This is a genomic window from Caballeronia arvi, assembly GCF_001544695.2.
Taxonomy (GTDB): Bacteria; Pseudomonadota; Gammaproteobacteria; order Burkholderiales; family Burkholderiaceae; genus Caballeronia; species Caballeronia arvi.
This window is the reverse complement of record NZ_FCOM02000016.1, coordinates 1-25,978: the sequence shown is the minus strand read 5'-3', so window position 1 is coordinate 25,978 and position 25,978 is coordinate 1. Positions and strand designations below refer to the sequence as shown.

Annotated in this window: 20 protein-coding genes and 1 pseudogene; 16 read left to right on the top strand and 5 right to left on the bottom strand. The window is 63.2% G+C overall.

Annotation, left to right across the window (positions count from 1 at the left end):
• Nucleotides 1-94 precede the first annotated feature (94 nt).
• Nucleotides 95-1,951 carry a DUF3857 domain-containing transglutaminase family protein gene (locus AWB74_RS19255; RefSeq protein WP_061148438.1) on the top strand — a complete coding sequence of 619 codons (1,857 nt, stop codon included), beginning with the start codon at nucleotides 95-97 and terminating at the stop codon, nucleotides 1,949-1,951.
• Nucleotides 1,952-1,954: 3 nt separating this feature from the next.
• Here the strand turns inward: AWB74_RS19255 and AWB74_RS19250 are convergent, their stop codons facing one another.
• Nucleotides 1,955-3,886 carry an SUMF1/EgtB/PvdO family nonheme iron enzyme gene (locus AWB74_RS19250; protein WP_200821999.1) on the bottom strand — a complete coding sequence of 644 codons (1,932 nt, stop codon included), beginning with the start codon at nucleotides 3,884-3,886 and terminating at the stop codon, nucleotides 1,955-1,957.
• Between the two features lie 353 nt (nucleotides 3,887-4,239).
• On the opposite strand from AWB74_RS19250, the gene AWB74_RS19245 reads away from it, so the two are divergent.
• The 9 genes from AWB74_RS19245 to AWB74_RS19205 all read left to right on the top strand — a co-directional run bounded on the left by AWB74_RS19245 (nucleotide 4,240) and on the right by AWB74_RS19205 (nucleotide 16,992).
• Nucleotides 4,240-4,677, top strand: coding sequence for a DUF4399 domain-containing protein (locus AWB74_RS19245; RefSeq protein ID WP_061148437.1), 438 nt, complete (start codon nucleotides 4,240-4,242; stop codon nucleotides 4,675-4,677).
• Between the two features lie 66 nt (nucleotides 4,678-4,743).
• The gene (locus AWB74_RS19240; protein WP_061148332.1) at nucleotides 4,744-5,202 is read left to right on the top strand and encodes a DUF4399 domain-containing protein; all 459 of its coding nucleotides are present in this window, start codon (nucleotides 4,744-4,746) and stop codon (nucleotides 5,200-5,202) included.
• Between the two features lie 341 nt (nucleotides 5,203-5,543).
• Entirely contained in the window at nucleotides 5,544-5,843 is a 300-nt protein-coding gene (locus AWB74_RS19235; RefSeq protein ID WP_061148331.1) for a hypothetical protein, read from the top strand.
• A 316-nt stretch (nucleotides 5,844-6,159) separates the two neighbouring features.
• Complete coding sequence (locus tag AWB74_RS19230) at nucleotides 6,160-7,608, top strand: efflux transporter outer membrane subunit (RefSeq protein ID WP_061148330.1); 1,449 nt, start codon at nucleotides 6,160-6,162, stop codon at nucleotides 7,606-7,608.
• Between the two features lie 262 nt (nucleotides 7,609-7,870).
• Nucleotides 7,871-10,399 carry an FHA domain-containing protein gene (locus tag AWB74_RS19225; protein WP_061148436.1) on the top strand — a complete coding sequence of 843 codons (2,529 nt, stop codon included), beginning with the start codon at nucleotides 7,871-7,873 and terminating at the stop codon, nucleotides 10,397-10,399.
• Entirely contained in the window at nucleotides 10,377-11,750 is a 1,374-nt protein-coding gene (locus tag AWB74_RS19220; protein WP_061148329.1) for an HlyD family efflux transporter periplasmic adaptor subunit, read from the top strand. Before AWB74_RS19225 ends, AWB74_RS19220 begins: the two co-directional genes overlap by 23 nt.
• A gap of 85 nt (nucleotides 11,751-11,835) precedes the next feature.
• Entirely contained in the window at nucleotides 11,836-12,588 is a 753-nt protein-coding gene (locus AWB74_RS19215) for a peptidylprolyl isomerase (protein ID WP_061148328.1), read from the top strand.
• Nucleotides 12,589-12,622: 34 nt separating this feature from the next.
• Nucleotides 12,623-15,682: a peptidase domain-containing ABC transporter gene (locus tag AWB74_RS19210; protein WP_061148327.1), complete on the top strand. Its 3,060-nt coding sequence runs from the start codon at nucleotides 12,623-12,625 to the stop codon at nucleotides 15,680-15,682.
• Nucleotides 15,679-16,992, top strand: a complete 1,314-nt coding sequence (locus tag AWB74_RS19205; protein ID WP_061148326.1) for a sigma-54 interaction domain-containing protein — start codon at nucleotides 15,679-15,681, stop codon at nucleotides 16,990-16,992. Before AWB74_RS19210 ends, AWB74_RS19205 begins: the two co-directional genes overlap by 4 nt.
• 28 nt (nucleotides 16,993-17,020) lie before the next feature.
• On the opposite strand, the gene AWB74_RS19200 is transcribed toward AWB74_RS19205, so the two are convergent.
• Both AWB74_RS19200 and AWB74_RS19195 read right to left on the bottom strand, forming a co-directional pair.
• Entirely contained in the window at nucleotides 17,021-17,791 is a 771-nt protein-coding gene (locus tag AWB74_RS19200) for a PP2C family protein-serine/threonine phosphatase (RefSeq protein WP_061148325.1), read from the bottom strand.
• A gap of 106 nt (nucleotides 17,792-17,897) precedes the next feature.
• Nucleotides 17,898-18,230 (bottom strand): hypothetical protein, encoded by a 333-nt coding sequence (locus AWB74_RS19195; RefSeq protein WP_061148435.1) that lies wholly within the window; start codon nucleotides 18,228-18,230, stop codon nucleotides 17,898-17,900.
• A gap of 473 nt (nucleotides 18,231-18,703) precedes the next feature.
• Between AWB74_RS19195 and AWB74_RS19190 the strand changes: the two genes are divergently transcribed.
• From AWB74_RS19190 to AWB74_RS19180, 3 genes and pseudogenes are all read left to right on the top strand, one after another.
• On the top strand, nucleotides 18,704-19,201 hold the full coding sequence (locus tag AWB74_RS19190) for a lecithin retinol acyltransferase family protein (protein ID WP_061148324.1): 498 nt from the start codon (nucleotides 18,704-18,706) through the stop codon (nucleotides 19,199-19,201).
• A gap of 47 nt (nucleotides 19,202-19,248) precedes the next feature.
• A pseudogene (locus tag AWB74_RS19185) lies at nucleotides 19,249-19,498 on the top strand (hypothetical protein).
• Nucleotides 19,499-19,665: 167 nt separating this feature from the next.
• Nucleotides 19,666-20,760, top strand: a complete 1,095-nt coding sequence (locus tag AWB74_RS19180) for a 4-hydroxyphenylpyruvate dioxygenase family protein (RefSeq protein ID WP_061148323.1) — start codon at nucleotides 19,666-19,668, stop codon at nucleotides 20,758-20,760.
• A 24-nt stretch (nucleotides 20,761-20,784) separates the two neighbouring features.
• On the opposite strand, the gene AWB74_RS19175 is transcribed toward AWB74_RS19180, so the two are convergent.
• Both AWB74_RS19175 and AWB74_RS19170 read right to left on the bottom strand, forming a co-directional pair.
• The gene (locus tag AWB74_RS19175; protein ID WP_061148322.1) at nucleotides 20,785-21,198 is read right to left on the bottom strand and encodes a cupredoxin domain-containing protein; all 414 of its coding nucleotides are present in this window, start codon (nucleotides 21,196-21,198) and stop codon (nucleotides 20,785-20,787) included.
• Nucleotides 21,195-22,184, bottom strand: coding sequence for a metallophosphoesterase family protein (locus AWB74_RS19170; protein WP_061148434.1), 990 nt, complete (start codon nucleotides 22,182-22,184; stop codon nucleotides 21,195-21,197). The genes AWB74_RS19175 and AWB74_RS19170 overlap by 4 nt, the downstream gene beginning before the upstream one ends.
• Before the next feature lie 306 nt (nucleotides 22,185-22,490).
• Here AWB74_RS19170 and AWB74_RS19165 point away from each other — a divergent pair, with 306 nt between their 5' ends.
• The 3 genes from AWB74_RS19165 to AWB74_RS19155 all read left to right on the top strand — a co-directional run bounded on the left by AWB74_RS19165 (nucleotide 22,491) and on the right by AWB74_RS19155 (nucleotide 25,392).
• Complete coding sequence (locus tag AWB74_RS19165) at nucleotides 22,491-23,162, top strand: RNA polymerase sigma factor (RefSeq protein WP_061148321.1); 672 nt, start codon at nucleotides 22,491-22,493, stop codon at nucleotides 23,160-23,162.
• Nucleotides 23,152-23,871 carry an anti-sigma factor family protein gene (locus tag AWB74_RS19160; protein ID WP_061148320.1) on the top strand — a complete coding sequence of 240 codons (720 nt, stop codon included), beginning with the start codon at nucleotides 23,152-23,154 and terminating at the stop codon, nucleotides 23,869-23,871. Before AWB74_RS19165 ends, AWB74_RS19160 begins: the two co-directional genes overlap by 11 nt.
• Before the next feature lie 312 nt (nucleotides 23,872-24,183).
• Nucleotides 24,184-25,392 (top strand): ABC transporter substrate-binding protein, encoded by a 1,209-nt coding sequence (locus AWB74_RS19155; RefSeq protein ID WP_407642452.1) that lies wholly within the window; start codon nucleotides 24,184-24,186, stop codon nucleotides 25,390-25,392.
• Nucleotides 25,393-25,978 lie beyond the last annotated feature (586 nt).

Genomic DNA, 25,978 nt, shown 5'->3' with positions numbered 1-25,978 from the left:
AAATTGTATCGCAATATGATACAAATTGTCGCGTGCGTCGTTTCGCGGCGTGTACGATGGGTTATCCCTCGCGCCTCTGCTCATCACGCTCGACATGGCTCGCTGCCTCGCTCTTCTCTTCGGAATTTGCGTGTGGACTGGCGTCGTGGCCGCGCCGGACGACGATCCGTCGACCATCGTCAGCGACGACCACGAGTTCGTCGTCGCGGCCGATGGCTCGCTCAGCGAAGACGACACCGCCGTCTTTCGCGCCAACACCTCGGCGGGCGTCGACGAGATCGCGCAGCGCTACGTCTGGTACGACAAGAGCGTGTCGAAGGTGGAGATCGTCGAGGCGTATTCCGTCGATGCGAACGGCGCGCGCCACGACGTCACGCCGGAGCAGATCCGCGACATTCAGGAGCCGCGCTCGGCGGGCGCGCCGACGTTTCAGGACGCGAAGCTGCGCGCGGTGATCTTTCCGGCGGTGGGCATCGGCTCGACGGTGCATCTGCGCTTTCGCAAGAGCCAGGCCGCGGCAGTGATTCCGGGGCAGTTCAACTATTACGTCGATCCGGGTCAGCGGCCGGTTTTGCAGCAGCGGCTCGTCTTCGATTTGCCCGCCGACAAGCCGCTGTACGCCGATGCGCGCGGCTACGTCGCCGAGCCGCCGGTCACGGAAAACGGGCGCACGCGCTATGCGTTCGTCTACCGGCGCGACCGGATCGCGCGCATCGAAGGCGGCTCGGTCGGCTATGCGCAATACGGCGATCGCCTGATGGTCTCGACCTTTCCCGATTACGCGCGCTTCGCGCAGAGCTACCGTGATGCCGCCGCCGATCCCGGCGCGAACGATCCCGCCATTCGCGCGCTCGCGCAATCGCTCACGCAAAACGACGCCGACGATCGCGCGAAAGCCAAAACGCTCTACGACTGGGTGCGCCGCCAGATCCGCTATGTCGCGATGTTCATCGGTCAGAGTCCGGCCGTGCCGCATCGCGTGACGGACGTGCTCACGAACCGCTACGGCGATTGCAAGGATCATGTCGCGCTCTACGGCGCGCTGCTCGATGCGGTCGGCATCCGCAACGAGCCCGCGCTGATCGGGCTGGGCTCCGTCTATACGTTGCCGTCGGTGCCGGGTTACGGATCGGGCGCGATCAATCACGTCATCACGTGGCTGCCGGATCTGAACGTGTATGCGGACAGCACGGCGTCGAGCGTCGAGTTCGGCTTTTTGCCGCTCGCCGACATGGACCGGCCCACGCTGCTCGTCGGCTCCGGCCTGCTTTCCCGCACGCCCGCGACGCAGGCGCTCGCGCGCACGGCGCGGCTGCAGATCGAAGTCGCGCCGCAGGGCGAGGCGAGCTTCGCGTACTGGGTCGAGGATGCGGGATGGAGCGCGGAGATCGAGCGCATGAACCTGCGCCTCGCGAACACGCAGCGGCGCGATCAGATCGCGGCGGACCGGCTGCGCTACACGAATCTGCGCGGCGCGGGCGCGCTGACGACGAGCGATGTCGCTGCAACCGGCGGCCCCTTCGCGACGACCTTGCGCGGCACGCTCGACGACGTCGTCTGGCCGACCGGCACGACGGCGCTGCCCGCGCTCTCCAGCTTGTCCGGCGGCATCGCGACGACGACGCGCGGCTGGCTTGCCGAGCGCGTGCGCACGCAGCCGTATCTGTGCATCGGCGGGACGTTCGACGAGGTGTCGCAGATTACGCTGCCAAAAGCGATGCGCGTGACCGAAGTGCCCGACGACGTGGACCTGACGAGCGATTTCTTCCGCTATCGTTCGCGTTATGTGTTCGATCCGTCGACCAACGTGATCCAGATCTCGCGCACACTCGATGCGCGCTTCGGCCGTCAGGTCTGCACGCCCGGCGACTTTCAGGCGGCGCTGCCCGTGCTCAGGAAAATCGAGCGCGACACGCAGGCGCAGATCATCGTCAGAGTGACAGGGCGATGAAACTCACTCCATGTCCCGCGCGACGCGAAAGCCGTTCTGCGATTGGCGCACGCTCGAGCTGTACTTGAAGCGCGTCGCGGACTGCATGTAGGTCGCGCCTTCACGCCACGAGCCGCCGCGAATCACGCGCACGGAGCACGAGGGATCGTCCCAGGCGCGGCCATCGGCGGGCGCGTTCTTGTACGAGCTGTGCCAGCAGTCGGCGACCCATTCCCAGACGCTGCCGTTCATGTCGTAGAGGCCATACGGATTCGCCGCGAACGATCCGACCGGCGTCGGCGCTTCGGGCTTGTACGGATCGCCGCAGTCCTTGCAGTCGGCGTTGCCTTTTTTCATCTGGTCGCCCCACCAGTAAGTGGATTGCGTGCCGCCGCGCGCCGCATATTCCCATTCCGCTTCGGTCGGCAGCCGATACGCCTTGCCGCCCACTTTGCTCAGCCATTTGACGTAGACCTGCGCGTCGTCCCAGCTCACGTTGCGCATCGGCGCATTGCCGGGTGACGGCGTCGCACCTTCGCCCTCCGCCGCGATGCGCGTGCACGCGCCCGCATCGGCGCATGCGTTCCATTGCTCGACGGTCACCTCGTATTTGCCGATCGCGAACGGATGCCCGATCGATACGCGATGCGGCGGCTTCTCGGCGGGATCGTCGTTGTTGCTGCCCATCGTGAAGCTGCCGGGCGATAGCGGGATCAGCAGGGGGCATTGCGGGCAATCCTTGATTTCGCTGCCGCTCGCCGCTTTTGCGGCGGGTTTCGCGTTGGCGGCGGGCGCTGCCGGTGCTGCGGCCGCGGGCGCAGCCGGTGTGGTCGCACGCGGTTTTTCCGGCGCGGCGGCCGTGGGCGGCGTCGACGGCGCGGGCTTGGGCGCGGGTGCGGCGGGCGTGGCTGTCGCGGCCGGCGGCGCAGCGGGTGTTGAGGGCTTCGTGCTCGCCGCGCCCGATGCCTTGAGCCGCTCGATGCGCGCCTTGGCGAGCGCCGCGAAACGTCCGTTCGGATACGCCTTCAGATACGCCTCGTAATCGCCCGGATAGGTGCTGTCCTTGATCGAATCCCAGAAGGTCAGTTCGTACTGCTCGTTGCTGTCTTTCGGCAGGATGCCGCGCATGCGGATGGCCGTGGCGGATTTGGCGGAATCGATGGCGTTCGCGTCCGTCTGGGCGATGCGCACACTCGCCGGCGCATCGTCGATGGCAAAGCCTGCATCGAGCGTCGATGCGATCCACGGCCGTTGCGCGCCACGCGACTGCTGCGCGACATCCGATGCCGCGGCCGCGAACGTCGCCGATGTCACGGCATGCGGCGCATCGAGCGCGCGAAGGAGTGCCGCCGTGTAACGTCCGTTGCGCTGGTCTTCGGCTGCTGCGTCGCCGGGCGCGGCCGCATAAGCGACGAGCGTGCGCGGTGGCAGGTTCCAGACTCGCGCGGGCGCCTTTTCGAACGGCGCGTCGAGACACATGTCCAGCACGACGATATTCGCCGCGCCCGGCCGCGCGCGCGTCATGCGCTCGACGATGTCCTTCGCCGAAACCGCATTGCGCACGAGTGTGACCGGCCGGCGCTCGCTCGCGTCGAGCGGAAGCAGCAGCGCATCGCCGCCCGCCTGCAAGCCGTGACCGGCGTAATAGACGAGGCTCGTATCGTCCGGGCCGAGCCGCGCGGCGAACGCATCGAGCGCGTGGCGCATCGCGGCTTCATCGAGATTCGTGCGGCGCGTGACCTGGAAGCCAAGCGACAGGAGCGCGGCGCTCATGTCGTCGGCATCGCGCGATGCGCTCGCGAGCGGGCGCTCCGCATAGTCTGCATTGCCGATCACGAGCGCCAGACGCTGAGACGATGGAGCGGGCGATACGGTGACGGGCGTCGCGCTCGCTGGCGCAGGCACACCGCCGATCATCAACATGAACACGCCCGCGATAAGAATGGTTCGCCACATATTCACACCCTGTCCGTCCGGCTTTGAGTGGATGGCATAGCGCCGCATTCGCGCATCTATGCCGAGGCTTTCGGGGCGAGGTCCGCGCCCTCGATGACCAGTACCAACAACAGCATCAACAACGATAGCACGCACTCACGCGCCACTTAATCCCCTGAAAGGAGGTATTCGTCATGAGGGTCGAGAGATCGTCGTGTGTACGTAGTTTTTTTAAACGTTACGTCCTAATCTAAAAGCCGAAGACGATGCGTCACGCTGGCTGCATCGCGGCGCCGAGCACGAGCGTTCGCGTGCGCAAGGATCGATTTCCGGGCCCGTCCGCGAGGCCTTTCAACGAGAGGGGCGTGCATAACATGATGAGAAGAACCGTGCTTGGCGCGCTGGCTTCCCTGGCCGCGCTGGCCGCCGATTCGACGTTTTCCGCCGCGCGCACGCGTACGCCCGCGCCGCCGAACGCCGAGGCGTACATCATCTGGCCGTACGATGGCGCCGTCATCTCCGGCGGCAAGCTCTGGGTGCGCATGGGCTTGCGCAACATGGGCGTGTGTCCGAAGGGCGTCGATCTGCCGAACGTGGGGCATCACCATCTCCTCGTCGATACGGACCTGCCGCCGCTCGATCAGGAAATACCATCGGATCGCAACCATCTGCATTACGGCGCGGGCGAAACCGATGCGCGCCTCGAACTGCCGCCGGGCAAGCACACGCTGCAATTGCTGTTGGGCGATTACAACCACGTGCCGCACGATCCGCCGGTCTATTCGAAGAAGATCACGATCACCGTCACATGAGCCGCGAAGCCAGTCGCACGACGTGCTTCGCCGCCATAACCCGCGCATTTGCCGAGGGCATACGACATGAAGAATCGATCCGCTGACGCGCTCGCGCTCTCGCGTTCGCTCCTCGTCGCCGCCGCGCTGGCGACGGCGCTCGCCGCGCCTTGCGCGCTCGCCGGGCCGACGCCCGCGCCCGCCAACGCGTATGCGTACATCGGCTATCCGAACGACGGTCAGACCGTGCCCGCGGGCAAGCCGTTCAAGGTCTGGTTCGGGCTGCGCTTCATGGGCGTCGCGCCGCGCGGCGTGAAGTTTCCGAACACGGGGCATCATCATTTGCTGATCGACGTGGATCTGCCGCCGATGGATCAGGAGATTCCATCGGATCGCAATCATCTGCACTACGGCGCCGGCGAAACCGAAACGATGCTCGAACTGCCGCCGGGCAAGCACACGATTCAGCTTCTGATGGGCGATGACAAGCACATACCGCATAACCCGCCGGTCTATTCCAAGAAGATCACGATCTACGTCAAGTAAGTCGGGCGCTGCGCGCGCGTGTCCTGAGCGGCGCCTTTTCCGATCCCTTTATCGCGTTTCGTTCCGCGTGTTTCATCGCGGCGGGAGGCGTTTGTTTTCTGCTTTTAGCCGATGTCGCTTCGAGACAGACAGGCGAAATACGAAGTGTTGGTTCGACAGCATCAAGTGATGTTATCGGCACATTGGAGCGTGAATCGACGAGAGCCTTATGCATCAAGCCAGACGCGGCAATTAACGCGGTTTGAATCGCAATTGGCACGCCTCATGCATTTAACGGTCGCAAGCAGACAAGCTGTCCGAAGCCACCACCGAATGCGCGATGCGCACCAAGGAGCACCGAAATGAAGACGCTGACCATCAAGGACCTTCCCGTTACCGAAGAGCTCGACAGCCGTGCGATGTCCGCGGTGCGCGGCGGCTATGCGGTGCTGTTCCCCGGCTTCATCTCGATGGACGGAACGACGCTTTCGATGCCGTTCAGCCCGCAGCAGTTCATCAACCAGACGCAGACGACGACGAACTCGGTCGGCAGCAACATCGCCTTCGCGGAAGCGCTCAAGTCGCAGTCGAACGTCGCGCCGACGCAGAGCGCGAAGAACATCGCCAACGTCAACTTCGGCAATGCGGGCAATCTCGCATAAGGCGATCGTTGCAAGGAATGAATCATAAGTCGATGCAGTAAAGCATCCATGCAGTCAGCAGTAAAAGCGGGGCACGGGGAGCTTCGCTAAAACACCGCCCGCATCTGGGCGTCGCGGTTCGAGCGCAGCAGGGGCGTCGCATCGAACCGCGTCACGAAAACGCGCGACGTGCCACAGAGCACGCGCGCGCCATGTGACTTAACCCGTATGGAGTCCCGGCGCGCCGTGTGATTTACTTGATGAACCGAACGGCCGGCGCCGCGCTTCTCACCCAACATAATCTGACCGTCGGTGCGCGTTCACCGGGAGCGAGATCGTGCAAGCCTTGTTGCCATCATTGCGCGTCGCCATCGGGCGAAAGTGGACCGTATTGCCGGCGCTGGCCGCTGCCGCGCTGCTCGCCGGCTGCATCGACGTGAAAGTGCCGACGTATCAACGCCCGGACACGCCCGAGAAAACCGCCTTCACGAAGATCGACGCGCCCAAGGTCGCCGCCTCCGACACCATCCAGCCTGACTGGTGGAAGCAGTTCCAGGACCCGTATCTCGACTCGCTGGTGGAGAAGGCCATCGCCGGCAACTTCGATATCAAGGTGCTCGCCGCGCGCATCCAGGTGGCGGGCGCGCAGATCGGCGAAGCGCGCGCGGGCGCATTGCCGTCGATGGATCTCGGCGCGGGCGCGAGCTTCGAAAAGACGACGGGCCAGAAGTTTTCGAAGCAATACAACCTGGCGACGCAGGTCAGTTGGGACATCGACATCTGGGGCACCGTCGAAAAAGGCGTGCAGGCGCAGAAGGCCGAGTTCCGCGCGACCGAGGCCGACTGGCGCGCGGGCTATCTCGAACTCGTCGCGCTCGTCTCGACGACGTACTTCCAGATTCTTCAGTTCGACGATCAGATCCAGCAGCAGAAGCAGACCATCGCGACGAACCAGCAGATCCTGACGATCTTCGAGGGCATGCAGAAGAACGGCCTCGTGCCGAAGACGCAGGTGCTCACGCAGCGCGCCGAACTCAACCGCCTGACGCGCGAATTGCTCGAACTGCGCCGCTCGCGCGATCTCGCGAACAACGCGCTCTCGACGCTGATCGGCGTGCCCGCAGGCGAATTCAAGATGCCCGACGGCAAGCTGCAAAAACGCGTGCAGCCGCCGCCCGTACCGAGCGGCCTGCCGTCGCAGTTGCTCGCGCGCCGTCCCGATCTGATCGCGGCCGAATATCGCGTGCTCGAAGCGTATGACCTCGTCGGCCAGGCGAAGCTCGCGCAACTGCCGACCATCAACCTGACCGGACGTGCGGGCTCGGCGAGCTTTCAACTGACCGATCTGCTGAAGATGTTCACGCTGAGCTTCGTGCCGAGCATCAATATCCCGATTCTCGATCCGTCCGTGCGTGCCCATGTGAAGACGACCGAAGCGCAGACCGGGGTTGCGGAACAGCAATATCGCAGCACGGTGATGAATGCGTTCGAGGAAGTGGAGAACGCGCTCGTCAATCTGGATTCACACATGAAGCAGCGCGTCGAGTTGCAGCAGGAAGTCGATCAATTGAGCGTGGTGGCCGCGCAAATCGACGCGCAATTGAAAGAGGGCGTGATCTCGCAGCTACAGGTGTTCGAGACGGAACGCACGCTGCTCGCCGCGCAACTCGCGCTGCTCGCGAATCATCAGCAGATTCTGTCCGACACCGTGACGCTTTATAAAGCGCTCGGCGGCGGCTGGCCGACGGTCGACGTGCAGAGCGCGAGCAAGGACGGCTTGAAGTGAAGCGTTCCATGAATAGCCGGGCCGCAACGATATGAATAACTAACGATCGTTCCAAAGCGGATCGTTTCAAATCGCTGTTCTATGGCGTGATGCGCCAGTGCCGCACGATTGACTACGACGATGCGTGACTTAAACTCTCAACAGCCGCCGGTTCCCAATGACATCGATGACGGCGCGGTCCAACCTGTCCATGCGCCCGAGCTTGCCGGGCGATCCTCTGGCGCGTGCGCGGCAGCGGCTGGACGTACCTCGTGACATGGACATGGCTCAAGGCTCTTCCGTAGCGGAACAACAGCCGAGCGTGGGCGAGGCGTTCGACGTCATTCTGAAGCCCGCGCCGCATCCGGAGCTTGCCCGCGAACTGGCGGACAAGCTCACGGAAATCCGTATCGACGAAAATCTGTTCGCGATCGGCCGTGCGGAAGCACCGTTCGATACGAGTCCGCCTGAAGCCGTCGCGCAGCTTTCGCGCCGCCATGCGCGCATTTTCATCGAGCATGGCTTCGTTTATATCGCCGATCTCGGCAGCAAGAACGGCACCGCGGTGAACGGCACGCCCGTGCGCGAAACGCCCGCGCGCATACGCAGCGGCGACATCATTTCGTTTGGCAGCCGGCTGTCGTATCGCGCGCAGTTCGCGCCGCGCACGCGTCGTCTCGATGCGCCTAAGCCGGTCGGCATCACGCTCGCGCCGCAACGCGACGACATCGGCCTTCATCCGATCGAGCTCGCGCAGTTTCCGTTTCTCGTCAGCAAGACCGATGACACGTTCGCGCGCTATCGCGAGCAGTATCCGCATCAGGTGAATTACGTGTCGCGCCGGCACGCGCATGTGTTCATCAAGGGCGGCGCGCCGTTCGTCGAGGATCTCGGCAGCACCAACGGCACGTTCGTCAACGGCGAGCGGCTCGGCGCGTCGGCGGTCGAGCTGAAGAACGGCGACACGCTCGCGTTCGGCGGCACGCACTTCGCGTACAAGGTGCAGTTGCACGGCGACGAAGGCGAATCGACGCTCACCGAAATGGTCGCGCAAGCGGCCGCGGCGCAGTCTCATCACGATGACGGCGACAGCGACAAGACCACGTTCGTCGGCTCGGCGCATTCGTTCCTCGATATCTTTTGCGTCGATCAGGCCGCTGCGCGCGAAGACGAAGTCAACGAGGAAGCGCAGCCGGCGCCCGCCGAAGAGAAACGTCAGGACACGCGTCAGGCGAAACGCAGCAAGTTCTCGCTTTTCGTCGGCGAATTGCGCCGTGCGCTCGCAAGCGACGATCCGCATGCGGCGCGGCGCACGCGCATCATCGTCGCGTGCGTGCTGGCCGTGCTCGTCGCGGGCGGCGCGGCGCTTTTCTATAGCGGCTCGCCCGAACGTCAGGCGAAATCGCTGATGGCGAACGGCGAGTACGGCGAAGCGGCGACGGTCACGAACGATTATTTGAAGACGCATCCGAAAGACGCGCAGTTCGCGGCGATGAACACCGAAGCCGTGCTCAAGTCGAACGTGCCGCGCTGGCTCGCCGCGTTGAAGAAGGGCGATTTTGCGAACGCTGACGCGATCATCGCGCAGATGCGAACGCTCGCTGCGAACAACGCCGACGTGCACTCGCTCGTCGACGAACTCGAATGGATCGGCAAGCTGGAAAGCTTCGTGATGAGCCGCGGCGGTGCCGATGCGCCGATCCGCATGTACGGCGACGAGGGGCGCATCAGCGCGATCCTGAAGCACTGGGAAGCGGACGCGTCGGGGCATCAGCGCGATCTCGACCGCATCGCGGGCTACGTGCCCGAGTTTCGCGATCCTTATGCGCTCGCGCTGAGCCATCTGCGCAAGCTGCAAAGCGACGACTCCGTGTATCTCGCGGCTATCGACAGGCTCGATGCGAGCATCGTCAAAAGTCTCGGCCAGGACGATACCGATGCGATCAACGCGACGCTGAAGGAATACGCGGACAAATACCCGCGCCTCGCAGGTCTCGATCGCGTGCGCGCCGATCTCGCTGCCTACACGGCGCTGCGTCGCGGTCTCATCGGCGCGAGCCTCGCACCGGTTGCGGCCGCGGCGGCCAAGGCTAAATTTTCGACGCCGCCGTTCCAGGAAAAATTCAGGCAGATGAGCGCGGGCCAGTTGCCGCCGCCCGATGTGCTCGCGCAATACACGACCGTGTCCGATGCGTGGAATCGCGGCCAGAGCGCGCAGGCGATCGACGCGCTGCAGAAATTGCCGCAAGGAACCTGGTCGCCGATGGTGCAAAAGGAGCTCGCGCACAAGAAGTCCGTGGCTGCGCAGTTCGCCGACTTGCAGAAGGCGCGCGGCTCGAAGGGCTATGAAGACTCGCTGCTGTCGTTCTACGAAACGCTCGATCTCGACGCCGATTCGTTCTATGCGAAGGCGGTCGCGCCCGAGGTCGCATCGCTGAAAGACAAGGCGATCGGCCGCGCGCAAACGCTGATGGCGCAGGCGCAAACGTCGTGGCAGCAGTATCGGACGAACGGAGGCATCGGCGGATCGCAGCGGCTCGAATCGGGCGTGTCGGATACGTTCAGGACGCAGGCGCGGCTTCTGACGGATGCGCAGGACGCAGCCACGCGCGGCATGCGCATCTTCAGGCAGGTGAAGGCGGACAGCGCGACGGCGAAGTGGTCCGCGCTCGCCAGTGAGATCGACACCGAAGCGGACTTGCAGCGGCGTTCGCTGCAGGACCTGCGCATGGTGCTTGAACCGGGGCTTCTCAATACGAAGCTGAGTCTGATCGGCGGAGGCGCGAACAGTGAAGCGAGACGCACACCTTAAGCCGCTGTCGGAGGCGCTCGGAGAGCACGGCGCCGAAGGCATCGCAATACTTGCAGCCGAGCCGGCCCGTATCACGCAGGGGCTCGTCTTCGCGATGGTCGCGCTCGTCGCGTCGGCGCTCGTATGGTCCTTCGTCGGTCATGCCGATGTAATGGTCAACGCGCAAGGCACTCTCGCGCCCGAATCGGACGTGCGCCGCTTCTATGCGCCTATCGACGGCGAGCTCGCCGATCTTTTCATCGCCGAAGGGCAGCCCGTGCGCAAGGACGATGTCGTCGCACGGCTGAACGCGCGCGGCGCGATCGAGGCGGCGACCAATGCGCTCGAAGCGCAATTGAAGCTCGACGACGCCGAGCGCGAGTGGAAGCAGTTCCCCGAGAAAAAGCTCCTGATGGAGCGCCGCATCGCCGCGCTCAAGGATCAGATGGATGTGGAGGAGCATCAGCATCAGCAGCGCGTGTCGGAAGGCACGAGCAAGCTCGCGGAAGGCCAGAAAGCGCAGTTGCAGGAAGCGCGCAGCACGCTGGAAAACGCCCGCCGCGCGCGCGATGCCGCGAAGGTCGATCTCGACCGTTTCCAGCGCCTGCTCGCGCTGCCCGGCGGCGGCGGCATTGCGGAAGCGCAGGTCGATCAGAAGCGCAACGCGTATCTCGAAGCCGACGGCGCGTATCGCATCGAGCAATCGCGACTCGCGGAACTGGACTTTCGTTTGAGCCACGATTTCACGCAGGCGAAGCGCCAGCTCGAAACGAGCGGCCAGGAAGCGACGAGTCTGCGCCTGCAATACGAAGCCGCGATGCGCGAAGTCGCGAGCACCGAGGACAAGCTGCGCTTGCAATTGCAAACGGCGCGCCTCGTCGCGGATGCCGCCGCGCGCATCAAGTTCGAGAACATCGACAAGGATAATTTCCTGCTGATTCTCGCGCCGGTGTCGGGTGTCATCACGGACGTGACATCGACGCAGCCCGGCGACAAGATTCAGGCGAACACGCCGCTCGGCGGTATCGCGCCGGCGAATGCGAAGCCCGTGCTGAAGATCGAGATCGCCGAGCACGACCGCGCGTTCCTGCGCGAAGGCCAGCGCGTGAAGCTCAAGTTCAATGCGTTTCCTTATCAGCGCTACGGCGTCATCGACGGCACGCTCGCGTTCATATCGCCCGCGACCAAGCCGAGCCCGACGACCAAGCAGCCGGTCTATGAAGGACGCGTGACGCTCGATCGCGATTTCTATCAGGTGGCGGACACGAAATATCCGCTGCGCTACGGCATGACGGCGACAGCCGAAATCGTCGTGCGCGAGCGGCGCCTGATCGATCTCGGGCTCGATCCCTTCCGCAATGTGGCGGGATGAAAGAAGGGATACGAATGGAGGGTGACGCGCTCGCCCGGACACGAACATGATGCGCAATTCAACCTAAAACCAAACGGAGAACGACATGACGGCGATTGTGCGTATCGACGACGAATTGGTCGATGTCGGCGAATTCATCAGGTTATTGAAGCTGAACGGTCAGTTCGACGGTCTCATCGAGCAACTCGTGCGCGACAAGCTCACGGTCCGCGCGGCGAAAAAATCCGGCGTCGCGGTCAGCGACGACGAGGTCCAGAACCGCGCCGATCAGTTCCGCCGCATTCGCGGGCTGCATCGCGCGGCGGACATGAACAATTATCTCGATGCGCTTCACGTGAGCCTCGACGAATTCGAGGTCTTCATCACCGACACGCTCTATCACGAGAAGATGCTCGACAAGGTCGGCACGCAGCGCGAGATCGAAGAGTATTTCCAGCTCAATTCGCCGAAGTTCGACAGCATCGAAGTGAGCCACATCCTGCTCGATACCGAAGGCAGCGCCAAAGAGATGATCTCTTATCTCAACGACGATCCCGACAGCTTCGCCGAGATGGCGCGCGAGCATTCCCTCGCCGATACGCGCGACGAAGGCGGTGTGATCGGCCGCGTGATGCGCGGGCAGATGAAGCCGGAAGTCGAAGCGAAGGTGTTCAACGCGGAAGCCGGCGATCTGCTCGGGCCGTTCATATCGGCGGACGGAACCTCGTATGAAATCTTCGCGGTGACGGCGAAGTATCCCGCGAGGCTCGACGAAGACGTGTCCGCGGAAATCCGCCGCCTGCTGCGCGAAGAATGGATGATGGCGCGCGCGCAGGAGCATGTCATCGAAGCACGCTGACTTCACGCTGAGCTCACGGGAAACGCGATAGAACATGGACGCTCCATCGAGCCTTGATTCGCCCGCCGACTTTCTTTCGTCGGTCGAGATTCTCTCGCCGTTCACGCGCGAGGAAATCGAGCATCTCGCGGCGCACACCGAGTCGCGGCGCTTCGGCTTCGGCGAAACCGTGTGCAACGCGGGCGATGCCGCTGCCGGGCTCTTCATCGTGAAGGCGGGCTCCGTGCGCATCTTCACCGAGGAGCACGGCAAGGAAATCAGCATGGGGGTGAAGAAGGAGCGCGAGACGTTCGCGGATATCGCGATGCTGCGCGACTACCGCCATGAGTCGTCGGTGCGTTCCTCGGGCAAGACGGAGCTGCTGTATATCCCGCGCAGCGCGATCGAACCGGTCATCGCGACGAATCCCGCTGCGCTCGCGTTCGTCACCAGCTATGTCGCGATCAATTCGGCGGGCGGCTTCGTCGCCAAGCTCTTCGATTTGCGCGGCAAGCTCGACAAGGACGAGCTTGAGGAATGCGTGCGCAGCGTCGGCGTGAAGCGCGTCGGCGAAGGCAAGGAGATTCTCAAGCAGGACTCGCGCGACGACCGGCGGCTCTATGTCGTGCGTCAGGGCGAAGTGCGCATCGTGCGCGAAGAGGGCGGACAGCAGCATGTGCTCGCGACGCTCGGTCCCGGCGAGATCTTCGGCGAAAAGGCCTGCGTGATGCGTCAGGAGCAGATGGCGTCGGCCATTGCGAGCGCCGATACGCGTTTGCTCGTGATTCCCGAGAAGACGGTGCACTTCATCATCGAGCGCAATGTCAAGCTGCGTGAAGTGCTCGAAGAGCGCATCCGTTTCACCGAGCGTGAACTGACGCGGCAAAAGAAGATCGCCGAGCGCCGCAAGCTGCCCGCGATGCTCGATCTGCACACGAAGCCCGAGCTGGGCGAGCGCGTGATCAAGCGCTTTGCGTGGGTGGAGCAGGCGGAGGAGATGGACTGCGGCGCGGCCTGTCTCGCGATGATCTGCCGCCACTACGGCATCAACATGACGCTCGGCAAGCTGCGCGAGCTGGCCAACGTAACGACCTCTGGCGCGACGCTCGATTCGCTCGCGCGCGCGGGCGAATCGCTCGGCTTCACGACGCGTGGCGTGCAATGCACGTTCGAATCGCTGCGCGGCTTCGAGATGCCGTTCATCGCGCATTGGGAGGGATACCACTACATCATCATCTATGGCATTTCGAGCGAGAACGTGTGGGTCGCGGACCCGGCGATCGGCTTCAGGAAGATGACGGTAGGTGAATTCGAGCGCGGCTGGAGCGGCACGTGTCTGCTCTTCACGGCGGGACAGGATCTCACGCAGCAGGCCGTGTCGCGCTCGCCGTGGCTGCGCTTCGTCGGCTATCTGAAGCCGTACAAGAAGATCCTGCTGCATCTCTTTCTTGCGACCTTCGTGATTCAGGTGCTGGGCGTGATTCCGCCGCTCATCATCCAGAACATTCTCGATGGCGTGATCGTGCATCAGAACGTCAGCCTGCTGCATGTGCTGATCGCGGGGCTCGTCATCGCTAGTCTCTTCACGCAACTGATGACGACGATACGCGCGTATCTCGCGAACTTCATGGTCCGCAACATGGACTTCGCGATGATGTCGCAGTTTTTCAAGCACACGTTCTCGCTGCCGTTCGGGTTCTTCGCGAAGCGCAAGACCGGCGACGTGTTCGCGCGCTTTCAGGAGAATCACACGATCCGCGCGTTCCTCACGGAGTCGACGGTGTCGACCGTGCTGAACCTGCTGATGATCTTCATCTATTTCACGATCATGTTCCTCTACAACGTGAAGCTCACGTTGTTGCTCATCGCATTCGTGATCCCGATGATGGCGCTGACCGTGCTCGCGACGCCGCGCATCAAGCACAACGCGCGAGAAACCTTCAACGCGGGAACGGATGCGCGTTCGTATCTGATGGAAGCGCTCGGAGGCGTCGAGACGGTGAAAGGCATGGGCATCGAGCGCGCGGTGCGGCTGAAGTGGGAGAAGAAGTACGCGAAGTCGCTCGAAGTGCAATACAGGTCGCAGCGCTTCAATATCGCCGTGGGCTTGTGCAGCCAGTTGCTCAATGCGGCGACGACCATCGGCATATTGTGGGTCGGCGCGAATCTCGTGCTCGCGCGCGAGCTCACCATCGGGCAACTGATCGCGTTCAACGCTTACATGGGCAGCGTGCTCGCGCCGCTGATGGGCCTCATCAACCTGTGGAGTCTGCTGAACGATGCGGGCGTCGCGATGGAGCGCCTCGGCGACGTGCTCGACATCGAACCGGAGCAGAAGCCGCAGGACATGCAGCAACGCGTGATGCTGCCCGACCTGCAGGGCGATATCAGCTTCAACGGCGTGTACTTCCGTTATGGCGAAGGCGATGCGCCGTACGTGCTGGAGAACATCAGCTTCGATATCAAGCCGGGCGAGCTGATTGCGATCGTCGGGCGCAGCGGTTCGGGCAAGACGACGTTGGCGAAACTGCTGGTCGGTTTCTATGCGCCGAGCGAAGGGAAAATGACTGTCGATGGTTATGACATCAACGTCGTCGACAAGGGTTTCTTTCGCGCGCAGATCGGCTATGTGATGCAGAGCAATCTGCTGTTCTCGGGAACGATCGCCGATAACATCGCGAGCGGCGATGAAGCGCCCGACAGGCGGCGCATCGAAGAAGTGTCGAAGATGGCCGACGCGCACGGGTTCATCGCGAAGATGCCGCTCGGTTACGAACAGGTGGTCGGCGAACGCGGCGTGGGGTTGTCGGGCGGACAGATTCAGCGGCTATGCATTGCGCGGGCGCTGTATCACGATCCGCGTCTGCTCGTGTTCGACGAAGCCACGTCCGCGCTCGATACGCAATCGGAAAGCAATATTCTCGGCAACATGCAGGAGATCCTGAAAGGGCGCACGGCGGTCATCATCGCGCACAGGCTTTCGACGATCATGCGCGCCGACAAGATTCTCGTGCTGTACGAAGGCGGCATCGTCGAGCAGGGCAAGCACGACGAACTCGTCGCGAGAAAGGGCATGTATTACCAACTCGTGCAAAAGCAACTGAGCGCAGCATGAAAATACTCGACCAGCCGGAAAGCGATACCAGCACGCCTGCAGCATCGGCGATTTCGTATGCGGGGCTCATCGAGAAGATCGAGATCTTGCGCTCGACGCTTCGATGGACCTCGCGGCTGGAGCGGCCCGAAATCGAAAAACTCTTGCGGCAGGCGAGCACCTTGCGCGATGAAGTCATGCAGTTGTCGCACAAGGAGCGTTTCGTGCAGGCCGCGGCTGCCGAGCCCAAGCGCGAGTTGTCGGCGGGCGCGCGGCGTCAGGCGCTGATCGAACGCAGCTTCGTCTTCGAAGGCACGTTCGGCGATAACCCCAAGCTGCTCGAAGCGCTGGAAATCGCGGAAAAAGCCGCGCCGACGGATCTGCCCGTTTTGATCGACGGTGAAAGCGGCACCGGCAAGGAACTGATGGCGAAGGTCATTCACGCGAACGGTGCGCGCGCGGACAAGCCGTATATCTCGGTGAACTGCGGCGCGATTCCGGAGAATCTGCTGGAGTCCGAACTGTTCGGGCATCGCAAGGGCGCGTTCACGGGCGCGACCAACGATCGCAAGGGCAAATTCGAAAGCGCGCATACAGGAACCATCTTTCTCGATGAAATCGGCGAGTTGCCGCTATCAGGGCAAGTGAAACTCTTGCGCGTGCTCGAATCGCACGAGATCCAGCGCGTGGGCTCGGACGAGCCGATCGCGGTGGATACGCGCATCGTCGCGGCGACGAACCGCAACCTGCGCAAGTTCTGCGACGAAGGACGTTTTCGCGAGGATCTGTTTTATCGGCTGAGCGTGATCCATTTGACGCTGCCTGCGTTGCGCGAACGGCGTGACGAGATTTCGCTTTTGCTTGCCTATTTCGGCGATGAAGCCGCAGCGACGTTGAAACGGCGGCCGGTGAAGCTGTCGCCGAGGCTTCGGGATTTTCTGCGCAACTACGACTATCCGGGCAATATCCGCGAGTTGAGGAACGTGGTGTATCGGCTCGCGTGTCTTGCGGGCGATATGGCCGACATCGATCATCTGCCGGTGGATATCCGGCCGAAGTCATCGCTTTCGCTGGCGATGGGCGGGCCGGCCGCGAGCGGCAACGGCATCGCGACGGCGAGTTCGCTGGCGGAAGCGAAACGCGTCGCGAGCGACGAGGCCGAGCGTGCGTTTCTCGAACGCGGGTTGCAGGAGACGGGTGGCACGGTCGCCGAGCTCGCGCGGCGGTATGAGATGAACCGGTCGCATCTGCAGATGCTTTTGAAGAAGCATGGGCTGCATTCGAAGGAGTTTCGGGCGGCGGCGCAGAAGAATCGGGAGGCGGGGGGGTGAAGTCTGGCGTCTGGTGCCCCAGACGCCCCTAAATCGACGGATTCACCTGCGTCTTATCAGTCGCCATCAAATCCTCCGCATGCGCGACGACAACCGAAATGTTGTCGCGCCCGCCTCGCGCCAGCGCGATCTCCAGCAGCCGTTGCGCCGCCGCTTCGCAATTCCCCGGCGCGAGCTCGCTCGCCATCTCCGCTTCGCTGACCTCGTTCGACAACCCGTCGCTGCACAGCAGGAACGTATCGCCATCGTTCAGCGTGAGCGTGTGCTCATCGAGCTCGAGCACGTCGAGCGCGCCGACCGCACGCGTGATCAGATGCTGCGCGGGATGATGCAGCGCTTCCTCGGCCGTCAGTTGACCGCGCGCCTTCAGTTCCTCGACATGGCTGTGATCGCGCGTGAGCTTCATCAGGCGGCCCTGCCGGAACAGATAGATACGGCTGTCGCCTGCCCACAGATAAGCGCACGCGCCGTCGCGCGCCGCGAGCAGCACCACCGTGCTGCCGATACGCGATACCTGACGACGCGCCGCTTCCAGCCGCAAGCGCTCGTTGACGTCGAGAAGGCGCGCGCGGGCATCGGCGATGACGCTCGCGAGGCCGTCCGGGCCGGCCGCCTTCGCGAGGCTCTCGACCACCATCCGGCTCGCCAGATCGCCGACCGCGTGCCCGCCCATGCCGTCCGCGACGACCCACAGGCCGCGCTCGGGCGCATCGAGCAGCGCGTCTTCGTTGATGTGCCGCACGCAGCCGGTGTCGGTGCGGGCGGCGGAAGTCCATCGGAATTCGGTGCTGAAGGTCACGGCAACCTCCGGAATCCTGGGTGACGCGGCGGGGGGCGGGCTGGGCGGACGGTCCCGCTCATTGTGACCCAACCCGCGCCTGAAGCGAATCTTGATGTCCACCGCGTCAGCCCGCGCGATTTCCCGCCACCGAATTCGGATTGACGGTGAGCGTCGCGCCGTTCCCCGTGTTGCTGACCGCGACGCTCTGGAACTGATTGACCATCTGGCCGACCGTGATGTTGTTGTTCGTGATGTTGTTGGTGACCTGATAGATGTTGTTGGTGACATCGATGAGCGTCACCGCCGCAGCACCGCCGCCACCGCCCGACGACTGTTCGACGAACGGCACGATCCAGCCGAACACCCAGGGCGCTCCGCCGCCGCCGCCGATGGCCGACATCGCCGAGTGATCCAGCTCGCGGTCGTACTGAAGATCGCTGATGGTGAGGGCGCACATGTCGTTTTCTCCGTGATGGCCTGTGAGCAGGACGCCCGCAATCAACGCAAGGCTCATGCCGACGCACACGTCTTTCCGGGCCTTTTCGCTGTTTGGCCGATGGGGCGGGGTTGTGGCGGCAAAGTCCGATCCGAGCCGGCCAGCATCACCGATGCAACAGTCGGATCGCCGCCAACACGCGATGTTGGCGCAGCGAAGACGAACCAACACATCGACGCTCGATCGACGGGACGCTTTATCAGGCGCGTCCGGGGCGATTTCGGCGCGTCCGATTCTGACGCTCTCAATCCAACAAACATCGCCAAAATCTGTTGGCTCGGAAAAAACACAAAGGCCTTGCCGGTCGTCACTAAATCGCGCTTAGTGCATAAAAATCAATGGCTTAAAGAAGCTGGCAAGGAAGATGCAAATGACATGGCAACCCGGCACCAAACAAACACTCGGCGCCGGACAGAGAAAAATCGGAGCCAGCCATGTCAACCAACCAACAATCCGGACTGATCGAACAGCAAGCCGTCTGCGCTTTCTCGCTCGACGATGAACCGGCGCTCGGCACCGAACTCGTCACGCGCCGCTCGGGCTATGAACACCACGGCGTCTACGCAGGCAACGGCATGGTCATCCACTACGCCGGCTTCGCAAAGTCGCTGCATCGCGGTCCGGTGGAAGAAGTCACGGTCGAGCAGTTCGCCGCCGGCCATGAAGTCACGATTCGTCAGAATCCGGCCGCGAAGTTCGTCGGCATGGAAGCGGTGCGCCGCGCTCGCAGCCGCCTCGGCGAAGACAACTATCACCTGCTGACCAACAACTGCGAGCACTTCGTCACGTGGTGCCTCGACGGCCGCGCCCGCAGCCGTCAGGTGCAAGCGTGCTTCATCCACCCGAGCGCAGCGGTTCGCGCCGTGGCGGGCCTCTTCCGCGCCTACGTCGCCGCCGAGCGCCGCCGCATGAATGCAGCGCTCGCAGCCTGAACCTGAAGCGTAGCCGACCGAAGCCGACCGATTCCGAGGAGACCAACATGCAAACCACCGAAAACTCGCTGCACTGGGCCGTCGACAAATGGCTCGCCCCGACGCCCCGCGCATCCGGCACGCGTCGTGCGTCTGTGCCGCTCGCATGTCACCGGCGCGCGCTATGTCTGCATCGAGGCCCAGCATCCGGGCGGCCCGCTCGCGATCATTTTCTTCCGCCATGACGACGGCACCTGGAATGTGTTTCCGCCGCAGGCAAAGCGCCCGTCGATGAGCGCGGAGCGCCTCGCCGCGTAAACGGCGTCGATCAATGCCGGGGCGCGTCGGGTGCCCTGGCTTTGACACGGTAATCCCGCAGCCGCTACTCTAGGTGCACCCGATGCAGTCGCCGGGTCGCACGGATGCGGCAGGTCGTGATAGTTTTGCGTCCGTGAACCAGATCGACCATTTTCGAGGTATTGCCGATGACCCAGCCCGACTCCTCTTCCTCCGCCCGCGCGATGCCCGATCCGAACGTCGGCGACAATCCGCTCGGCATCGCGGGGCTGGAGTTCGTCGAGTTTTCCAGTCCCGATCCCGAAGGGCTCGCGACGCTGCTCGAGACGCTCGGTTTCGTTCCCGTCGCGGAGCACGTCAGCAAGGCGGTGACGCTGTTTCGCCAGGGCAGCATGAATTTTCTGCTGAACGCGGAGCCGGATTCGTTCGCCTCACGCTTCGCCGAGTCGCATGGCGTCGGCATCGCCGCAATCGCCATTCGCGTGCTGGATGCACAGGTCGCTCATGAACGCGCGCTCGAATACGGCGCGTGGGATTTCGAGGGCGAGAAGATCGGCCCGAACGAACTGGCGATACCGGCGATTCAGGGCATCGGCGATTCGCATATTTATTTTGTCGATCACTGGCCGGGCAAGAACAGCGGCGAGGCGTCGATCTATGACATCGATTTTCGGCCGATTGCTGAAACGAGCCCGGACCTGAAAGGCGCCGGCCTGCTCGAAGTCGATCACTTCACGCAGACGGTCGGCGCGGGCCGCATTCAGGAATGGCTCGATTTCTATCGCGAAGTGCTGCACTTCTCGGAGATTCATCAAGTGCATCCGGACTGGCACGTATCGCGGGATTCGGCCGTCACGCTGTCGCCGTGCGGCTCGATCCGCATTCCGGTGTACGAGGAAGGCACGTATCGCACGGACCTGATGCAGCAGTATCTGCCCGATCACGAAGGCGAAGGCGTGCAGCATATCGCGCTGGCATCGGCGGATATCTTCGCTTCCGTGGATGCGTTGATGGCGCGCGGCGTGCGCTTTCTGCAGCCGCCGCCGCGCTATTACGACGAGATCGACGAACGTCTGCCCGGCCACGGACTCGACACGAATGCGCTGCGCACGCGCGGCATTCTCGTCGATGGCGAGATCCTTGCCGACGGCACGCCGCAGCTTTTCCTGCAAACCTTCGTCGAGCGCAAGCCCGGCGACATGTTCTTCGAGATCGTCGAGCGCCGCGGGCATCACGGTTTCGGCGAGGGCAATCTTGCGGCGATCGCGAAGGCGCGCGGCTGACGCGGCACGCCTTCGCGGGCGGCTTCATTGCACGACGACCGTTCCCGTCATGTGCGGATGCAGCGAACAGAAGTACTTGTACGTGCCGGGTTTGTCGAACACGTGCGAGTAGCTTTCGCCGCTGTCGAGCGGATCGGACTTGAAGCTCTTGCCCTCATCGGCGACGGTATGCAGCATGTCGTCGTGATTCACCCATGTCACCTTCGTTCCGGCCGGCACGGTGATCGTCGCCTGATTGAACGCGAAGTTGTCGATGGAGATGGTCGGCATATTGGCCGCCGCGACCTGCTGAACCGGTTCCTGCGCGCAGGCGCTCGGAATCGCCGCACTGATGACGCCTTTCACGACGAGCGCGAACGCGGCCTTGCGCAGGAACTTGCCGGCGAGCGGGCGGAGGTATTGTGGCGAGACGTAGCCCGCGATCATCGCGGCGTTCATGATTGCCCCGCGGCGAGCGCCGTGTCGGTGACGGCGAGATATTCGCGTCCCGCGACATGCGTGACTTCGCGCAGGCCCAGCATCGTGCGCAACTGGTCCGCCGGCACTTTCATCGGGCCGGGGCCGGACGGCGCGCCCGGCGCGGGCTGCGGAAACGCGGTGGACATCGCCGAATAAAACCGCATCTCTCCCTCCACTTTTTGCGCCACCTGATGCACGTGGCCGTTCAGAACCGTCACGGAACCGAAGCGCTTGAGGAGCGCGAGCGCCTGCGCGCTGTCGTCGGTGCCCCAGCCCCATTGCGGATACAGCGCCCACAGCGGGATATGCGCGAACACGACGATCGGCGTGCTGCTCGATTTGCCCTGCAGGTCGGCCTTGAGCCATGCGAGCTGTGCATCGCCGAGAAAGCCGAGACCGCCGCCTTTCAGGTCGATCACGTTGGTGAGGCCGATGAAATGCACGCCGCCCTGATCGAAGCTGTACCAGTGCCGGGTGCTGTCCTTGCCGTATTGGCCGGAAAAGCGCTCGAAGAACGGGTTGCCTTCTTCGACCAGAACGTCGTGTTCGCCCGGCACGTAATGCACGTCCATGCCCGCCTTGTTGATGATCTGCGTCGCGGTGTCGAACTGCGCGGGCTTGGAAAGATGCGTGATGTCGCCGGTGTGGATCATGAAGGCGGGGCGTTTTTTCAGCGCGCTCACGCGGTCGATGGCTTCTTCGAGCGTGCTGGTCGGCTCGGTGTTGGGATCCTTGTTGAAGCCGATATGGCTGTCGCTGATCTGCACGAAGCTGAACGAACTGGTTTTCTCGGCCGCCTGTGCCGACGAGATCAGCCGCGAGACCGGCACGCCGCCGCTCACGGTCCAGATCACGCCCGCGCCGGCCCAGGCCATGCAGGAGAGTGCGGTGCGGCGGCGCTTGCCGTGCTCGTCGAGTTCGTCGTGTTCGTGCTCCGGCGGCACGAGGGTGGGATCGGGTTTCATGACGGTTCCTTGGATGTTTGCGGCCGCGTTTCTTGTCGTTCGAATCGGCAAATTCACGCGCATGGCGGCTCGATGCATGGGCGCGAGGCCGGCGGCTTTTCCCCGATGAGCGAGGCCGCAGCGGCTTGTGTCCATCGAACCGGCAATGACAGCGCGTTATTCCCGCGATATTTTTTCGATTGATCGACGCAAACGGGAATAAACCGGGAGCGCGGGGAGTATCGGAGGGGAAGGCGCGCAAAGGCGTGACATGGCTGCGCCGAATCGATGTTCCCCGAACGTGGTTGTCGAAAGGAGACCCGCGCGATGTGGCAGAGCAGGTCGAAAGAAGACAAGTCCGGGCGCCGCGACAAAGCGGACGCCGAGGCGGCCCACGCGCGCTTCGAGGCGACGGTGATGCCGCATCTGGACGCCGCGTACAACCTCGCGCGCTGGCTGTCGGGCAGCGCGAACGACGCCGACGATGTCGTGCAGGAAGCCTATCTGCGCGCCTTCCGATTTTTCGGCGGATTCGAGGGCGGCGAGGAGGCGAACGCGCGGGCATGGCTGCTCGCGATCGTGCGCAATACGTGGTTCACGGAATGGCGGCGGCGCGTGCAACTCGCGGACGCGACGCCCTACGACGAGGAACTGGGCGGCGACGAAGCGCTGCCGGGCTGGTCGGAGGAAGGCGCGGCCGACCCGGAGACGCTCGCCGTGCGCCGCGATGAAATTCATCTGGTGCATCGCGCGCTGGAGGCGCTGCCGATCGCCTTTCGCGAGGTGCTGGTGTTACGTGAGCTGGAAGACATGAGTTACAAGGAAGTGGCGTCCGTGACCGGCGTGCCGATCGGCACGGTGATGTCACGGCTCGCGCGCGGCCGCAAGATGCTGGCGGGGGCGGTGCGCGCGGCGCAGGGCGGGCAGGACAGGCCAAGCGTGCGGCTCGTGCGCCGCGCGGGACCGGGTCATTCAGAGGAGTCGGGAAATGGAAAATAACGACACCGCCTCGCTCGATACGAGGCTCACCGATGGTTCGCTCTATCAGCGTGCGCCCGTGCATCTGCAGGCGCAGGTGCTGGCGCGCGTGCGGGCGCAAGCCGAACAGGAAGCGCGCGAGCATGCGCCGGCGCGCCGTGCAAAACGTGGCTGGAGCAACCCGTTCGCGGCGCCCTGGCCGTTCTTCGGCGGCGCATTCGCGGGCGCGACGCTTTCCGCGCTCGTGCTCGGCACGATGCTGTGGTTCCAGGCGGCGCCGCTCATGTCGACGATGTCGGGCGGCTCGCCGATTGCGCAAGAGATTGTGTCGAGCCATGTGCGCGCGCTGATGTCGGATCGTCCGATCGACGTGCTGTCCAGCGACAAGCACACGGTGAAGCCGTGGTTCAACGGCCGGATCGACTACGCGCCGCCGGTGATCGATCCGGCGGGGCCGGGCTTCGCGCTCGTCGGCGGGCGGCTGGATTACATCGATCATCGGCCGGTGGCGGTCGTGGTCTATCGCTATCTGAAGCATCCGATCGACGTGTATGTGTTTCCCGAGCGCAAGGGCGAAGCGAAGACGGAGCCGGTCGTCACGCAGTCCGACGATGGCTATGCGCTCGCGCGCTGGAATCACGATGGCATGACGTTCTGGGCCGTCACCGATGCATCGGGCGGGGTGCTGCGTCAGTTCACGCAAGCGATCGAAACGGGTACGCCGCGCTAGAAAAGCGGACATCGATTCAAGGGGTGCGCAAGGTTGCGCGCGGTCGTCCTCCGGGGGATAGCCGCGCGCTTTTTTTTGTTCGAGATTCCGTGCTGCTCCATGCGCTGCACGCTTGCGGTGCGTCAGACGTGCGCTAACGCTCGTGCTCTTCGGGTATGTCCGAATATGGTCATATCCTTACATTTTTCTAAACTCGCTCCCACCATGTAATCGATAACGCCCGGGGCACTTAAAAAGCATTGCCGGCTTTTGCTGCGTTGCATGGGCCTTCAAATAACGATTAACGATTCAGCGACGGAGACACACATGGGTATGCAGATGAAGCTCATCGCGGGCGCGCTCGCATTCGGCGTATTTTCGATGGCGCACGCGGCCGAGCCGATCAAGATCGGCGTCGATGGCCCGTTCACGGGCGGCTCGTCTTCCATGGGTGTCAGCATGCGCGACGGCGTGCGTCTCGCCACCGCGGAGATCAACAAGTCGGGCGGTGTGCTTGGCCGTCAGATCGTGCTCGTCGAGCGCGATGACGAAGCGAAGAACGAGCGCGGCGTGCAGATCGCGCAAGAGTTGATCAACAAGGAGAAGGTCGTCGCGGTCGTCGGTTATATCAACACGGGTGTCGCACTCGCGTCGCAGCGCTTTTTCCAGGAAGCGAAGATTCCCGTGTTCAACAACGTCGCGACGGGCAGCGTCGTGACGAAGCAATTCGACGATCAGCCGGATAACTACGTGTTCCGCAATTCGGCCGCCGACCGCATCCAGGCGCCGATGATCGTCGATGAGGCCATCACCAAACGCGGCTTCAAGAAGGTCGCGATTCTCGCCGATTCGACCAACTATGGTCAGCTCGGCCGCGAAGACCTGGAGAAGGCGCTGGCCGCGAAAGGCGTGAAGCCTGTTGCTGTCGAGAAGTTCAACATCAAGGACGTCGACATGACGGCCCAGTTGCTGAAGGCGAAGGAAGCGGGCGCGGAAGCCGTGCTGACGTACGGCATCGGGCCTGAGCTTGCGCAGATCGCGAACGGCATGGCCAAGCTTGGCTGGAAGGTGCCGCTGGTCGGATCGTGGACGTTGTCGATGGCGAATTACATCGACAATGCCGGCACGAACGGCGAAGGTGCGCGCATGCCGCAGACCTTCATTCAGGAAGCGAATACGCCGAAGCGCAAGGCGTTCATCGATGCCTATCTGAAGGAATTCAAGCCGAAGAACGAGCGTATCGATTCGCCGGTGTCGGCGGCGCAGGGTTATGACTCGATCTATCTGCTCGCGGCGGCAATCAAGCAGGCTGGCACGACGGATGGCCCGAAGGTCAAGCAGGCGCTCGAGAATCTGAACGGCAAGGTGGAAGGCGTAGTGATGGTGTATGACAAGCCTTTCACGAAGACCGATCACGAAGCGATCACACCGAATGTGCCGGTTATCGGGGAAGTGAAGAGCGGGAAGGTGGTTTTTGCGTACGACGCCGATAAGAAGGGCGGCGGGACATTGCGGATGAAGCAGACGACTGCTGCTAATTGATCGGTTTTTTTCGACTGATCCCGTTTTCTTGTTGGTTTATTAGCGTCGCCCCTATGCGGGGCGGCAGTCACTTTCTTTGCTGCTGCAAAGAAAGTCACCAAAGAAACAGCTATCCCCATCCAAAGTGCTTCACGCCGGCCGCGGCACAGGCGATTGGCTGAATGGAACCCGGAGTAGCGAGTGTTCTCGTAGGTCTTATCGGGCGTGGATCGCGCACGGTCCGCCGCCCGATAACTTTAAGCATGCCGGTTCAGCACGAAATAGTTCCGGCACAGCGCTACGCGCTGCCGTTGGGTATGCATGGGAAAGCAACGCGCAAACCGGAGCCCAACCCGATTGACCGGTCGGCCGCGAAGCGGGCCGGAGCTAGTAGGGGCTGAACCAGTAACTTAAGTGGTGCGATGTGACAGACCGTGCGCGATCCAAGCCCGGTGAGGCCTACGAGGGCACTCGCTACTCCGGGGGCCATTAGGTCAATCGCCTGTGCCGCGGCCGGCGTGAGGCACTTTGGATGGGGATAGCTGTTTCTTTGGTTACTTTCTTTGCAGCAGTGTATAGACCGGAGACATGGGTAACACCTGTTCCA